The 13,529-nt window shown below is 55.2% G+C and carries 11 protein-coding genes, 1 pseudogene and 1 riboswitch; of the genes and pseudogenes, 10 read left to right on the top strand and 2 right to left on the bottom strand.

Going from position 1 to position 13,529, the window contains the following annotated elements; translation table 11 throughout:
* The first annotated feature begins 16 nt into the window (after positions 1-16).
* The 6 genes from MKY12_RS19680 (at position 17) to MKY12_RS19655 (ending at position 5,703) form a co-directional block, all read left to right on the top strand.
* A complete protein-coding gene (locus tag MKY12_RS19680) occupies positions 17-376 on the top strand; it encodes a (2Fe-2S) ferredoxin domain-containing protein (RefSeq protein ID WP_036727434.1) in 360 nt (119 codons plus the stop codon).
* 344 nt (positions 377-720) lie between these two features.
* Complete coding sequence (locus MKY12_RS19675; RefSeq protein ID WP_339249421.1) at positions 721-1,296, top strand: GNAT family N-acetyltransferase; 576 nt, start codon at positions 721-723, stop codon at positions 1,294-1,296.
* A 42-nt stretch (positions 1,297-1,338) separates the two neighbouring features.
* A complete protein-coding gene (locus MKY12_RS19670) occupies positions 1,339-2,070 on the top strand; it encodes an SDR family oxidoreductase (protein WP_339249419.1) in 732 nt (243 codons plus the stop codon).
* A gap of 101 nt (positions 2,071-2,171) precedes the next feature.
* On the top strand, positions 2,172-3,329 hold the full coding sequence (locus tag MKY12_RS19665) for an AI-2E family transporter (RefSeq protein WP_036727430.1): 1,158 nt from the start codon (positions 2,172-2,174) through the stop codon (positions 3,327-3,329).
* A 20-nt stretch (positions 3,330-3,349) separates the two neighbouring features.
* A complete protein-coding gene (locus tag MKY12_RS19660) occupies positions 3,350-4,831 on the top strand; it encodes a carboxylesterase/lipase family protein (RefSeq protein WP_036727428.1) in 1,482 nt (493 codons plus the stop codon).
* Positions 4,832-4,920: 89 nt separating this feature from the next.
* Positions 4,921-5,703: a hypothetical protein gene (locus tag MKY12_RS19655; protein ID WP_339310417.1), complete on the top strand. Its 783-nt coding sequence runs from the start codon at positions 4,921-4,923 to the stop codon at positions 5,701-5,703.
* Here the strand turns inward: MKY12_RS19655 and MKY12_RS19650 are convergent.
* Positions 5,589-6,767, bottom strand: a complete 1,179-nt coding sequence (locus tag MKY12_RS19650; protein ID WP_339249414.1) for a substrate-binding domain-containing protein — start codon at positions 6,765-6,767, stop codon at positions 5,589-5,591. The genes MKY12_RS19655 and MKY12_RS19650 overlap by 115 nt on opposite strands.
* 232 nt (positions 6,768-6,999) lie before the next feature.
* Positions 7,000-7,147: riboswitch (FMN riboswitch) on the top strand.
* Positions 7,148-7,274: 127 nt separating this feature from the next.
* On the opposite strand from MKY12_RS19650, the gene MKY12_RS19645 reads away from it, so the two are divergent.
* On the top strand, positions 7,275-8,237 hold the full coding sequence (locus tag MKY12_RS19645; protein ID WP_036727422.1) for a DMT family transporter: 963 nt from the start codon (positions 7,275-7,277) through the stop codon (positions 8,235-8,237).
* A gap of 145 nt (positions 8,238-8,382) precedes the next feature.
* Here MKY12_RS19645 and MKY12_RS19640 read toward each other — a convergent pair whose 3' ends face one another.
* Positions 8,383-9,540, bottom strand: a complete 1,158-nt coding sequence (locus MKY12_RS19640) for a hypothetical protein (RefSeq protein WP_339249412.1) — start codon at positions 9,538-9,540, stop codon at positions 8,383-8,385.
* A gap of 188 nt (positions 9,541-9,728) precedes the next feature.
* On the opposite strand from MKY12_RS19640, the gene MKY12_RS19635 reads away from it, so the two are divergent.
* The 3 genes and pseudogenes from MKY12_RS19635 to MKY12_RS19625 all read left to right on the top strand — a co-directional run.
* The gene (locus tag MKY12_RS19635) at positions 9,729-10,394 is read left to right on the top strand and encodes a stage V sporulation protein AA (protein ID WP_339249410.1); all 666 of its coding nucleotides are present in this window, start codon (positions 9,729-9,731) and stop codon (positions 10,392-10,394) included.
* Positions 10,391-10,816 carry a stage V sporulation protein AB gene (locus tag MKY12_RS19630; protein WP_339249408.1) on the top strand — a complete coding sequence of 142 codons (426 nt, stop codon included), beginning with the start codon at positions 10,391-10,393 and terminating at the stop codon, positions 10,814-10,816. Before MKY12_RS19635 ends, MKY12_RS19630 begins: the two co-directional genes overlap by 4 nt.
* Before the next feature lie 1,069 nt (positions 10,817-11,885).
* Positions 11,886-13,430 (top strand): annotated as a pseudogene (locus MKY12_RS19625) (spore germination protein); the annotation flags it as partial.
* Positions 13,431-13,529 lie beyond the last annotated feature (99 nt).

Below are 13,529 nucleotides of genomic sequence, written 5' to 3'. Positions count from 1 at the left end.
GGGGGCGAAGAAGGCCATGACAACCTGGAATCTGCAAGGAACGGTCAGCCATTTGCTGATCTGTAACGGAAGTGACTGCAAGAAGCATAAGGGTGAAGAGGTAGCGGAAGCGATTGAGGATGAGATTACGAAGCAAGGGGCAGATGCGCTGATACATACAACAGTAACCCGCTGCAACGGAAGATGCTCGGATGCCTGTGTCGTGATCTCTTACCCGGAAGGCGTATGGTACAGGGATGTCACCCCTAAATCTGCTAAAAGCCTGGTGCGTAAGGTGCTGAAGGGAGAACAGCTCGAAGAGAATCTGCTCTATACGTATGAAGAAGGCTTCAAGGCCGCTACCCCCAAGGGTGCCAAAGGTAAGAAGAAGAAATGATAGTATAGCGATTAGTGCAGTCCGCCGCTGGAATTCTCCGGCTAAGGGCTGTTTATTTTTTCCAAGGGGAGCATTACAATAGATAGAAAAGTCTAAGAGGGGGAAGCGGGATGTTCGTAGGCTTCGGGCCGGGGGATGATGTGCTGCACACAGGGCAGTTCATGCAGGAAGAGGTGGAATATAATCTCATCCATCTGATTGTGGAGAACGGGTAAGCCCTGCGGCTCAGGACAGAGGAGAATGATCTCATCTTCGCCCATGCCGCCGGGCGTAACTCGTGGTTGTGGTTATCACCGGAGATGGCTGAAGAGAGGCGCCTTTCCCTTGTCCGGGAGCTAACGGAAATGCTGGAGGACCGGGAATTACCGGGGGTTACCGGCACGCCGGAGACGGGGGAGCTGTTCGCCGATGCGTACAGCAAGCTTACCGGCAAGTCTCACCTCGTACGGATGATGATGGAGGCCTATCACTGCCCGGAGGTGCAGCTGCCGCATGGTGTCAGCGGCAGGCTGCAGCAGGCGGGGCCAGGCGATATTCCGCTCATCGCCGGGTATTTAGCCGGATTCGTGCAGGATTGCTTCGGTACGGAAAGTGCACCGGAGGATCATCTGGACTATGCCGCAGCGGTTACGGCATCCGGCAAACTCCGTCTGTGGATCGACCGGGACCAGCCGGTGTCTATGGTTAATCTGGCCCATCAGTCTGCCCGGCAAGCGCGGATTAATGAAGTGTTCACTCCGCGTGAGTTCCGCAAGCACGGGTATGCGAGTGCGGCTGTAGCTGCCCTGTGTGCCGAGTTGCTCAGTAAGGGCGTGACGCCCATGCTCTACGCCGATGCTGCGAATCCCGATTCCAATAAGGTCTATCAGTCGGTGGGCTTCAAGCGGACCGGAAGCATTGTTGATTTGCGCTTTCAGTAAGGTTGTAATTATTAAGTCTATTACAAGGAGGAATGTCAAAGGATGCTGCAAGGAATGAAAATAATAGTGACCGGTGCTGCTTCAGGTATTGGTAAGGCCATTGTCAGACATAGTCTGGAGGCGGGAGCTGAGGTCATTGGTTGTGACCTGGATGGTCCCCGTCTGGAGGAGTTGAAGCACGAAGCCGCTTCGGATAAGCTCTACACTTACCGGCTGGATGTCGCCGATTACAGCGGGGTGGAGCACTTCTTCTCAGCCCTTCAGCAAGAGCATGCCGATGTGAGCGGGCTGGTCAACAATGCAGGGATCTATCTGGGCCGCAGCCTGCTGGATTATACACCGGAGGAGATCAACCGGGTGATGGATATCAATATCAAAGGGTATGTCTACTTCTCCCAGGCCTTCGGACGCATGCTGCTGGAGCAGAAGCAAAAGGGCGTCATCGTCAACATGTCGTCAGTCTCCGGCCAGGAAGGCAGCTCCGATGCAGTATACGGTCTAACGAAGGCTGCTATTCTTGGCTTGACCAAGAGCTGCGCAATGAATTTTGCCCCTTTGATCCGCGTGAATGCAGTGGCTCCGACTATGGCGGACACCCCGATGATGGGACATATCCCCGCCTGGAGGCAGCAGGAATACCGGGAACACCAGTTAAATCCTGAGCCGCTGCTGGCGGAGGATGTTGCCGATACGGTGATTTTTATGCTGAGCAGCAGAGCCAGAGCTTATACAGGAGCCACCTTTGATATTAACAATGGCTGCTATTTGCGTTGAATGTCCCTGATTTGACTTGCAGCTACAGGGTTACTATGCTTATACATAGTGCAAATAATCACACTTAACAGGTAAGAGTTGCAGCTAGGGGGCGGCAGGATATGGATAGACGGCAGGTATGGCCGGATAAATTCAAAAAGTTTTTTCTGAACAACAAGTTTGTGGTGGGTCTGCTGATTGCGCTGCTGGTGGGCTTAACGATACTCGTATTCTCAAAGATTCCGTTTGTGTTCAAGCCGCTGTCTGTGCTTCTGCATACGGTGGCAGCGCCGCTGCTGCTCTCAGGGATCGCCTATTATCTGTTGAATCCGCTGGTGGACCGTCTGGAGAAGAGAAGCCGGGTGAAGCGGGCGTATGGCATTGTCATTCTGTATCTGATCATCATGGGGATCATTACCCTGGTTCTGCTTATGGTCATCCCGATCATCCGCACCCAGCTTATGGGCCTGATTGACAACTTCCCCGTCTACAGTGAGCAGATCCAGGAGGAATTCCTCCAGCTTACCGGCAGTGAACTGTTCAATAAGATTCAGTCGAGCGTAGGCACGGACCTTAGTGATATCACCAGCAAGGTGACGACCTGGGCCACAACCTTCCTGAATAATGCCGTCAGCGGCGTAGGCAGCTTCGTTGGAACACTGACCGAAATTGTGCTGGCTGTAGTGACTACGCCATTCATTCTCTTTTATCTCCTGCGCGACGGCAAAAGATTGCCCGACTATCTCATGAGACTCATCCCTACCGCACTGCGGCCGCAGTCCCGGATGGTTATGCAGGAGATGAATAACCAGATCGCATCGTATATCCGCGGCCAGATTATTGTCAGCTGTTGCATCGGAGCACTGCTCTATATCGGGTACCTGATTATCGGGCTGGAGTATTCGCTGGTTCTGGCGATCGTTGCCGCTTGTACGGCTGTAGTTCCTTATCTGGGGCCGGCCATTGCGATTACCCCTGCGCTGATCGTGGCGATGGTTACCTCACCGTTTATGCTGCTGAAGATGGTCATTGTCTGGACCGCGGTTCAACTGATCGAAGGGAAGTTCATCTCGCCGCAGATTATGGGGAAATCGCTGAGGATTCACCCGATTACGATTATTTTTGTGATTATTTTTGCCGGAAAAATGTTCGGTGTACTCGGTATCATACTGGCGGTTCCGGGCTACGCCGTGCTTAAAGTGGTAATGACCCATATCTTCCAGTGGTTCCGCTTCCGCTCCGGGCTCTACAGAGTCATTGAAGAAAAGACTGAGGAATAAAGCGAAAAGGAATGAGTGCAATGTCAGGACAACTGGTGAATACAGCTTATGGGCAACTGAAGGGAGAAGCGGGAAACGGCGTGAACGTGTGGCGCGGCATCCCGTTCGCTGCCCCGCCGCTCGGAGAGCTGCGCTTCCGGGCACCGCAGCCGCCGGAGTCCTGGAGCGGCGTACGGGAGGCCGTCAAGTTCGGACCGGTCAGCCTGCAGCCGGTCAGCACCAGCGGGACGCGGTTCGGTGGGACCACCCCGGTCTACGATGAAGATTGTCTATATCTGAATGTCTGGTCCCCGGCGGTAGCGGAGGCGACCGGGGCGCTGCCGGTGATGGTGTGGATTCACGGCGGCACCTTCGTTACCGGCGCAGGCAGCCAGCCGATGTTCGAGGGCAGCAAACTGGCTGTCTCCGGGAATGTCGTGGTGGTTACTGTGAATTACCGGCTGGGTCCGCTCGGGTTCCTGCATCTGTCTCCGCTGGGCGGAGGGCTGGGCAGTAACCTGGGGCTCCTGGATCAGATTGCTGCCCTGGAATGGGTGCAGCAGAATATCGCTGCATTCGGCGGTGATCCGGCGCGCGTCACGGTCTTCGGTGAATCGGCAGGAAGCATGAGCATTGCCGCGCTGCTGGCGATGCCTGCGGCGAAGGGACTGTTCGCCCGGGCTATTATGGAGAGCGGGGCGGCGCAGACGCTGAACGGGGAGCAGGGCGGGCAGATTGCCGCCGCATTGCTAGCCGAGCTGGGCCTTCAGCCCGGCAGCGGTACACAGCTGTTGCATAAGCTCCCGGCCGGAGAGATTATGGAAGCCGCAGGCCGGATGGCGTACAAGCTGTCCGGAGACTCGATGAATATGTTCTTCCAGCCGGTCGTTGAGCCGGGAACCCTGCCGGTTGAGCCGGTACAGGCCATTGCGGCTGGAGCCGCCAGCGGCATTCCTGTGCTGATCGGAACGAATCTGCATGAAGGCAATCTGTTCTTCCGCGAGGGGCAGAAGGCCGATAATTTCGAGCAATCGCTCAAAGCGCTGGAGCAGCTGATGGGAGTGGACGACCTCTCCGAGCTGACCTCGGATTACAGCCATACCTGGGAAGGACAGGCGGAGGTGCTGACCGACCTGTTCTTCTGGGCCAGCTCGATTTCGTTCGCGGAGAAGCAGCAGGGACATGCCCCCGTCTGGATGTACCGCTTCGACTGGACGGTGCCCGGGCATCCGCTGCTGGAGAAGGCCATTCACGGGGCGGAGATTCTGTATGTCTTCAACAACCTCCCGCTGCTGAAGCAGTACGGCCTGAACGTGACGCCGGAGATGGAGGCAGTGGCCGAGGCAATGCAGACCGCCTGGACAGCCTTCGCCCATGGTGGAGATCCGGCAGCGCCGGGACTGGACTGGCCGCAGTACACACCGCAGACGCGGGCAACCATGATATTTGACCAATCCTCGGGCGTGGTGAATGACCCGGACGGGGAGAAGCGCAGACGGATTTTTGAGTATTATACGGGATAAGTTTACAAATGCAGCCCTCGCCGGAGGAATACCTCCGGGAGGGCTGCTGCCTGTGTGGGGGCCGGAATGTAAGTGGAAATCCGGACACAATGGGCAGGCGCGGGGCGCGTGGACCAAATGTAATCGAAAAACCGATTACAAAGGGCAAGCGCGGGGTGCGTGGACCAAATGTAATCGAAAAACCGATTACAATGGGCAGGCGCGGGGTGCGTGAGCCAAATGTAATCGAAAAACCGATTACAATGGGCAGGCGCGGGGTGCGTGGACCAAATGTAATCGAAAAACCGATTACAATGGGCAGGCGCGGGGCGTGTGGACCAAATGTAATCGAAAAACCGATTACAATGGGCAGGCGCGGGGCGTGTGAGCCAAATGTAATCGAAAAACCGATTACAATGGGCAGGCGCGGGGCGTGTGGACCAAATGTAATCGAAAAACCGATTACAATGGGCAGGCGCGGGGCGTGTGGACCAAATGTAATCGAAAAACCGATTACAATGGGCAGGCGCGGGGCGAGTGGACCAAATGTAATCGAAAAACCGATTACAATGGGCAGGCGCGAGGCGTGTGGACCAAATGTAATCGAAAAACCGATTACAATGGGCAGGCGCGAGGCGTGTGGACCAAATGTAATCGAAAAACCGATTACAATGGGTGAGCGCAGCGGCGTGCGGCCGGATGTATGCGGAAAACCGAATACAATGGGCAAGCGCAGGCACCAGCATCCTCTTACCCCATTAGGATGCTGGTGTTCTGCTTATTTTACCGGAGTATATCCGGTCTTCTCAACCAGCTCCTGGCCCTCGGCAGACAGAATCCAGTCCAGGAACGGTTCAATGTTCGGGTTGGTGCTGCCGGCCGTTACAGCATAGAATTCCACGGCGAGCGGGTATTCGCCGCTGCGGATGGTCTCCTTGGAGGGCGGCACCTGATCGATAGCCAGCAGCTTGATCTCATCGCTGGCATTCATCTGTGAGGCGTAGAACAGAAAGCTGAAGCCGAGCGCGTTATTGAAGTTGCGGTAGCTGGCGGTGAGGCTGATAATCCCGCTCATCACATCCGCGACATTCTCCTTCGGGGGAGCCATCAGCTGGCGGTCCTCCATGATTTTTTGCAGCTTGGTCTGGCTGCCGCTGTTCTCTGCACGCTGAAAAGCACGGATAGACGCCTTCTTGCCGCCAACCTCCTTCCAGTTCGTGACGGTGCCGGAATAGATATCCTTAATCTGCTCTACCGTTAAGCTGTCCACCGGATTGCGCTTGTTGACGAAGAAGACGAACGCTTCGCGCCCGATCGGGGTGAGCTTCAGTTCACGACCTGCCAGCTTCGCCTCCTTCGTCTGGGCCAGCGAAGGGGCGGCGGCAAAGATAATATCAGCATTCCCGGCGATCAGACGCTTGTAAGCCTCGGAGGTGCTGGTGCACAGGACGAGATCATTTCCGGTCAGCTCAATGCTGGAATTGTAGGTATCCTGCGGATACACGGCCTGGGCAAAAGCGGAATACAGCGGATACAGCGCAGTTGCGCCATCCAGACGGGGCAATTGCTCTGTAAGCTGATAGGATGCCTTGTGATCCAGAGAAGCAGCTTTGCTATTCGCCTCAAAGGGGGCATACTCAAACAGGTCGACCTCCGGCTCCCTCACTTCCGCAAGGCTGTTCACATACGCTTGTCTGATCTCATGGCCTGCGGCTGCCAGCACACAGATTCCGGCAAAAGCAGCCAGGAGCATCCGGCGTAGCTTCCTGCTGAACAAGCCGAAGATGCTGAGTATGGAGAATACAGCCAGCCCTGATGCAACGACCAGGACAAGTGGGCCATAGAACAGCATCCCTCCGGTAAAAGAGACAATAAAGTAAGTAATAAAGCCGCTAATGGCAATGCCGGCCAGAGCAAAGATGGAATACAGCAGATTGGTCGGAAAGCTTCTTTTCATGATGACCTCCAAAAAAATCTCTATAATGGGTATGATTAATGCTCATACTATAGTGTATCGCAAGCCGCCGTTTCTGCCAAACGAACCAGAACCTGGATGCGGCACGCAGATTTGGTTGGCAGAATGATTGTTTTGATGATTATTGAATGAAATATAATGATTATTTTCATAAAAAGCTGGACGAAATGAAGAATCAGAGGTATTCTGGGATTGTGAAAATAATAACAGAATACAAGATTCTCGGGGTAAGGTGAAATTCCTGACCGGCGGTGATGTTCGTGAGAACTAAGCCCGCGACTCGTTACTCTATCACAAGAGGAAGCGACTGATCTGGTGACAATCCAGAGCCGACGGTAAAGTCCGGATGGGAGAGGATCATAAGATAAAGGCAGGCGGGTCTATTCCGTATGTCTTTATTGATAACGCCCCCGATGTTTGTCCTGTTCTCAGGACTCACGGGGGTTTTTGGTCTCTATCGAGGGTTTGTATCGACAAGGAGAATGAAAGATGAGTAATGTATCTGCTTCATCCCAAGGCGTGCGTACCGCACCGGTGCGCAGCGGATTCTGGCTGGTGGTTCTGGGGGCGGCCTTATGGGGAGTTGACCCGCTGTTCCGCATTATTCTGCTGAAATCCCTGACTTCGTCCCAGATTGTACTGCTTGAGCATGTTGTACTCTTCCTGGTTGCCGCTCCGGTAATGTGGCGCAATCGCGCTGAGCTGAAGGGTGTACGTCTGCGCCAGGCCGCAGCGCTGCTCGTGGTATCGTGGGGCGGCTCAGCCGTAGCGACCATTCTGTTCACCAAGGCCTTATCCAGCGGAGACTTCAATGCCGTGCTGCTGCTCCAGAAGCTTCAGCCCTTGTTCGCCATTGGTCTTGCCGCTGTTATTCTAAAAGAACGCCTGCCGCGCAATTTCGCACCGCTGCTTATTGTTGCGCTGGCCGGGACGTACCTGCTGACCTTCGGCTGGACGATTCCCTTCGGCCATGTGAACAGCTTCATGGGCGTAGGAAGCCTGATGGCGCTGGGCGCTGCTGCTTTGTGGGGCGGCTCTACAGTCATGGGCCGTTATCTGCTGGGCTCAATGAAATATGAGACAGTAACCTCACTGCGCTTCATTCTGGCGCTCCCGTTGCTGTTCGTAATTACAAGTATGGAAGGCGCCCCGTGGCAGATGAGCGGCGGAGTCAGCGGCTCGGCGGCAGTTGCCATTAACCTGCTGCTGCAGGCGCTGCTGCCCGGACTGCTCAGCATGCTGCTCTACTACAAGGGACTGAATACGACCAAGGCTTCGGTAGCAACCCTGGCCGAACTCAGCTTCCCGATGACCGGTATTCTGATTAACTGGGTGGTCTATCAGCAGCTTGTAACCCTGCCGCAGATTGTCGGCTTCGCGCTGATCTGGACGGCGCTGTTCTTCATCTCCAGTCAGCAGAGGGATCAGCTGCAGCCGGCCAAACAGAATTAACTTCATAGCGCTACAGTCTGAGGGGACATACCCCAGGAGCTGGCGTAACATAAAAAGAGGATGTTCCTACACGGCCGCGCCGTCCGGGAACATCCTCTTTGTTGTATAGGCAGACTCGGGGCAGGGTGCCGCCGCTGGAACGATTTTATTTCAGGTAAGGAGTGACCTGGATGCTTTTGTATCCAAGCTCCTTGATCTGCGCTGGTGCGATATACAGCCTGCTTGCTGAATTGAAGCTGTTCACAGGCGTAAGAACCGTGTGATTGCCTCCGTTAGTGATTTTATAGATATAAGCAGCGGAAGGGTCGCCGGTTGCGCTAATGTTCATGACTTCGATCTTCCAGCCGAGGGCCGCTGCAAGCGGCTTCACCGGTATCCACTCTTGTCCGCCCTTAGTGAATATGGTGGATACATCCACACTTTTTCCGTCCAGATTCAGGTTGTGTTCATAGGCTAAGGTGATCGGCATCTCCGTGACAGGCAGCTCTTTCAGCAGCATCTCCTTAGGGAATGTGACTTCCGGTCTTGAAGATGGAGCAGCAGGGAACAAGGCTTCAAGCTCGCGGGCATCCTTGACCAGCCGTGACGATCCGTCCTTCAGATTATAGATCCATGGGAGGCGTTTGGGCTCGTTTTTGACATATTGCAGCAGTCCCTTCGATAAGTTCCAGTTGTTCAAGGTCCCCCTCAGCAGCTCCTGCCGCTTCCCGGTGGACGGATCGTACGTACTGATCACATTCTGCCTGGCAGCCTCATTATATCCACTTTCGAGCAGCGTATGCTGGTTGATCCACCGGGCATTGTAGTACCGCTGAGTAGCATAATAGACAGAGACCTTGCCTGTCGCCGTATTTTTCAAATACTGATCACCGAATTTCGCGATATAGCCGTCCGGCTGCCGTTCATAACGGGAACGCTCCAGAACACCCCAGCGGCCATCAGGAGAGAGGGCGTATTCGCTTTTGCGCATAATGGACTGGCTCTGCGTATCGTAGACATAGGCTTGCTCCGGATCATCCATCCCCGTCAATTGCAAGTTCCCGCTGTCACTCTTCCGGAAATGTGGAAAAGCCTCCGGCCATTTAATATATGTCCCATCCGGCTGCCGGGCAATGACAGCATTGATGAACCGGTTCCCGTCCAATTGACTCACCGAATACAGCTGGACGTTGCTGCTCTTGCTGGTATAGGAATCGTATACCTCGATCTTCTCGGCTGCATGTGCTGTGAGCGGTGCAGCGAATGCCAGAAGCATCGATGCAGAGAGAACCATCCGTAAGGAGTGGTGCAATGCTTGTCTCATATGAACTTCCATCCCTTCTGTGTAAATAACTGTAACTATAGACGGCCCTGAGGCAGGAAAAGTTTCGGTGGTCCTGCGTAAGTCACGATGAATTGCGGAGGAGAAGAGTAAAAATAAGCCTTTTTTCCCATACTACCCTTATTCTTACCGTAGGACCGCATCACACCTGAGCTTAAGGAGGCCCGCAGATGAACACTGATTCCCCGGCTACATGCATATATATCCAGCTTAAGAACCGGGTGACGGTGCCCAAGGGCAAGGGGGTGCTGCTGCGCGATGTCGCTTATCTGATCACTGATCCGCAGTGGCGGGAGCCGCTCTATACACTGCTTGTGCTTCAGCCGCAGGAGAGTGACGGCAATCTGATCCTGGTTGATCTGCTGACCGTCATTCCCCGGATTCAGGAAGTGTACCCCGATGCGGAGATTCAGCCGATTGGCGAAGGGCGCACCATTGTCCAGATTGAAGGTCCGTCTACGGCTGCTAAACCTTCTATAGCCCTGTTCGTGCTGGTCTGGCTGCTGCTGTTCTTCGGCTCGGCGCTGACGATTATGAATTTCCATGCCGATGTCAGCATGCTGGAGGTACAGATCCGGATTGTGGAGATGCTGACCGGCCGCAGGGACGAGCATCCTTATCTGTTTCAGATTGCCTATTCGCTGGGCATCGGGCTTGGGATGGTGATTTTTTTCAATCATTTGTTCAAAAAGAAATGGAATGAGGAGCCGACTCCCCTTGAGGTGGAAATGTTCCTGTATCAGAAGAATATCGATCAATATGTAATTAACGAGGAATACCGCAAAATGAAACGCCGCAGGGACGAAGCACCCGGCAGGCGGGAGGGGGGCGTATGACCGCACCGCTGTCGCTCGGACTTCATCTGCTGCTCGGGATTGCCGGGGGAATCGCAGTGGGCGGCGGGGTGATTGCGCTATTCGTAGTGCTGGATATCATCCCCCGGCTGGCGCAGCTCACCTCCTCCTATGACAAGGTTCACTGGTATGAGGGAGCGATGGTCGGCGGTTCCCTATTGGGAACGGTAAGCGACTTCTGGAACTGGAAAATGGCGGCCGGCCCGCTGATCGAGCTGGGGGTCGGCCTGTTCAATGGCATATTCATCGGCATGCTGGCGGCGGCTCTGACCGAGGTGCTGAATGTCCTGCCGATCCTGGCCAAACGTCTGCATATGACCCATCTGCTGCTTGGTCTCTTAATGGCGATGGTATGCGGCAAGGTGGCAGGCTCGTTGTTCGACTGGTTTGTCTATCAACAGTAAAGGGGGCTAGGGAGTGAGGTATATTCACAGCGGTGATCAGATAGAGACGGATCAAAAGAAGGACCGTTCTGCGCAGCAGAAATCGCCGGAGAAAAAGGCGCCGGAGCAAGCAGAGCAACCGGCTGCGTCCCAGAGCGGCAAGGGTCAGGAGCTGGAGGCGTCTGCGGAGCTGGGCGCGGTGACGGGGCAGAAGCCGCCGGAGCAGGAAGATCAACCGGCTGCATCCCAGAGCGACATAGGACAGGAGCTGGAGGCGTCAGCGGAGCTGGGCGCGGTGACGCGCCCGATTGAAGGCGGGCAGGAGAGCCCGTCGGGCCTGGATGCTGCTCCGTCAGATAGTGGCGGGGATACTGGTGGCGGCAAGAACGCAGTAACTGGAGAAGGTGAGGATAGCGGCGGTAAGAACGCAGCAACTGGAGAAGGTGAGGATAGCAGCGGTAAGAACGCTGCATCTGGAGATGGCGGGGCTGTCGGTGGGAAAGATGCTGCGGCTACAGATGATGAGGACAGTCCCGGGGATGATCCCGCATCCGAGAACGGAGACAGTCAGGAATCGTCCGGCGGAGGAATCAAAGGGTTCTTCAGCAGTCTGTTCGGCGACGATGCCGGGCCGGAGGAAGCATCTGCGGAATCCGGTACGGGAGACCAGGCAGCAGACGATTCGCAGCAGGGAATACAAGGTGCAGAAGACTCTGCCACCGCCGGTTTTGCAGGCCCGGAATCAGCAGATTCCGAAGGTGCGGGTGCACCCGAGCAGACCGGAGCTGCACAGGCAGGGACAGATCATTCAGGAACGGATCATTCAGCTGCGGATTCCGGCGCGGGACAGGGAGCCCATGAAGACGGCAGAGGCCAGTCACAGGATATGGAAACCTCGGACGAGTTGGGGGCTCAGACGCAGGATAAGAGCCATAAAGGCTTTTTTGCCAGATTATTTGGAGATGATGAAGAGCCTGAGGATCAGGAGGACGGTCAGGAAGCTGGTCAGTCCCAGCAGCCGAAGCAGTCTGCCCCTAAGAAGGCCAAAGCCGGTCAGGGAGCGGATTCTGCAAGCAAGCCTGAGGACCCTATGCAGCAAAAAAGGGACAATGAACGCTCTGACTCCCTGGAGCAGTCGATTACGTATTGGCAAGGCAACGACAAGATCCCGCAATCCCTGGCGGATGCGAAGAATACACTGACCGAGGTACTTGGGTTGGGCTCCTCCTTCGATATTGTGTTCAGGGAAATGTCCTTCGGCGGGAAAAGGGCGGCGCTGCTCTGCATCAGCGGCTTCGCCAAGGATACGATTATCGATGAAATTCTGAAGCGCCTGACGTATCTGACCCCCGAAAATGTATCGACAGATGTACTCGCCAGCTTCATGAGTGAATATATTCCCCATGTCCAGGTGGAGAAAGGCGAGCTGTTCAGCGAGAGCATCAACAAAGTGTTAGCCGGCATGAGCGCGTTCTTCATTGAAGGGGAATCGCAGGTTATCATCATGGATACCCGTTCGTATCCTTCCCGCAGCCCGGATGAGCCGTCGATTGAGCGGGTGGTCCGCGGATCGCGGGACGGCTTCACAGAGACGCTGCTAAGCAATGTGGCTCTGGTTAGAAGACGTATCCGCGACCCTGGGCTGAAGCTGGAGATGCATCAGATTGGACGGCGGACCCGGACAGATGTCTGCTTAGCTTACATCGATGATATCGTGGATAAGACCCAGGTGCAGGCCGTTACGGACAAGCTGAAAAGCGTCAATCTCGACGGCATTCCCCTGGCAGACAAGCAGCTGGAGGAAGCGATTGTCGGCGGCGGCTGGAACCCCTATCCGCTGGTCCGTTATTCGGAACGGCCGGATATTGTCGCTTCCCATCTGCTGGAGGGCCGGGTGGTTGTGTTTGTCGATACTTCTCCGAGTGTCATGGTGCTGCCGACGACGTTTTTTGATCTTTGCCAGCATGCGGAAGAGAACCGCCAGACGCCTTTTATGGGAACCTATCTCCGCTGGGTCCGCTTCATCGGGATCTTTGCATCGATGTTCCTGCTTCCGCTGTGGATGCTGATGGTTCTCCATCCGGAGCTGAAGCCCGGCATGCTTGATTTCATCGGTCCGCAAAAATCAGCCAATCTCCCGCTCATTGCCCAGTTCCTGATCGTTGAGCTGGGGGTAGACCTGCTGCGGATGGCTGCAGTGCATACACCGACGCCGCTCGGCTCCGCGATGGGGCTGATCGCTGCCATTCTGGTGGGTGATATCGCCGTACAGACCGGGCTGTTTGTCAATGAAGTGGTGCTCTATATGGCGGTGGCCTCTATCGGGATGTTTGCAACGCCGAGCTACGAGCTGGGGCTGGCCAACCGGATTGTCCGGCTTGCGCTGCTGCTGGCGGTGGCTGCTTACGGCATCCCCGGCTTCATGATCGGGACGACGCTGCTGGTGGTGCTGCTGACCACGCACCGTTCGTATAACTCTCCTTACATGTGGCCGTTTATACCATTTAATGCAAAAGCCATGGCGGAGATCCTCCTGCGTCAGCCGGTGCTCAGCTCCAAAACAAGGCCATCCTTCAACAAAACAAGAGATAGCACCCGGATGCCTGAGCATAAGGATGCCCCGCGCAAGTCGTAGGAAAATACAAATCAACTGCAAAAAAGTCCATTCAATGGTGTTCCCTCTGTCTGTTATACTGAATATACTGAACAGCCCCGCAATAAGCCGGATCTGTAT

Source organism: Paenibacillus sp. FSL M7-0896 (assembly GCF_037975415.1).
GTDB lineage: Bacteria > Bacillota > Bacilli > Paenibacillales > Paenibacillaceae > Paenibacillus_AQ > Paenibacillus_AQ silagei.
The sequence above is the reverse complement of the archived record's forward strand: the minus strand, read 5'-3'. Positions and strand labels throughout refer to the sequence as shown.

Coding starts and splice junctions, on each gene's coding strand:
- MKY12_RS19680 (WP_036727434.1), top strand. CDS start 17: ATGACAACCTGGAATCTGCAAGGAACGGTCAGCCATTTGCTGATCTGT.
- MKY12_RS19675 (WP_339249421.1), top strand. CDS start 721: ATGCTGGAGGACCGGGAATTACCGGGGGTTACCGGCACGCCGGAGACG.
- MKY12_RS19670 (WP_339249419.1), top strand. CDS start 1,339: ATGCTGCAAGGAATGAAAATAATAGTGACCGGTGCTGCTTCAGGTATT.
- MKY12_RS19665 (WP_036727430.1), top strand. CDS start 2,172: ATGGATAGACGGCAGGTATGGCCGGATAAATTCAAAAAGTTTTTTCTG.
- MKY12_RS19660 (WP_036727428.1), top strand. CDS start 3,350: ATGTCAGGACAACTGGTGAATACAGCTTATGGGCAACTGAAGGGAGAA.
- MKY12_RS19655 (WP_339310417.1), top strand. CDS start 4,921: ATGGGCAGGCGCGGGGCGCGTGGACCAAATGTAATCGAAAAACCGATT.
- MKY12_RS19650 (WP_339249414.1), bottom strand. CDS start 6,767: ATGAAAAGAAGCTTTCCGACCAATCTGCTGTATTCCATCTTTGCTCTG.
- MKY12_RS19645 (WP_036727422.1), top strand. CDS start 7,275: ATGAGTAATGTATCTGCTTCATCCCAAGGCGTGCGTACCGCACCGGTG.
- MKY12_RS19640 (WP_339249412.1), bottom strand. CDS start 9,540: ATGAGACAAGCATTGCACCACTCCTTACGGATGGTTCTCTCTGCATCG.
- MKY12_RS19635 (WP_339249410.1), top strand. CDS start 9,729: ATGAACACTGATTCCCCGGCTACATGCATATATATCCAGCTTAAGAAC.
- MKY12_RS19630 (WP_339249408.1), top strand. CDS start 10,391: ATGACCGCACCGCTGTCGCTCGGACTTCATCTGCTGCTCGGGATTGCC.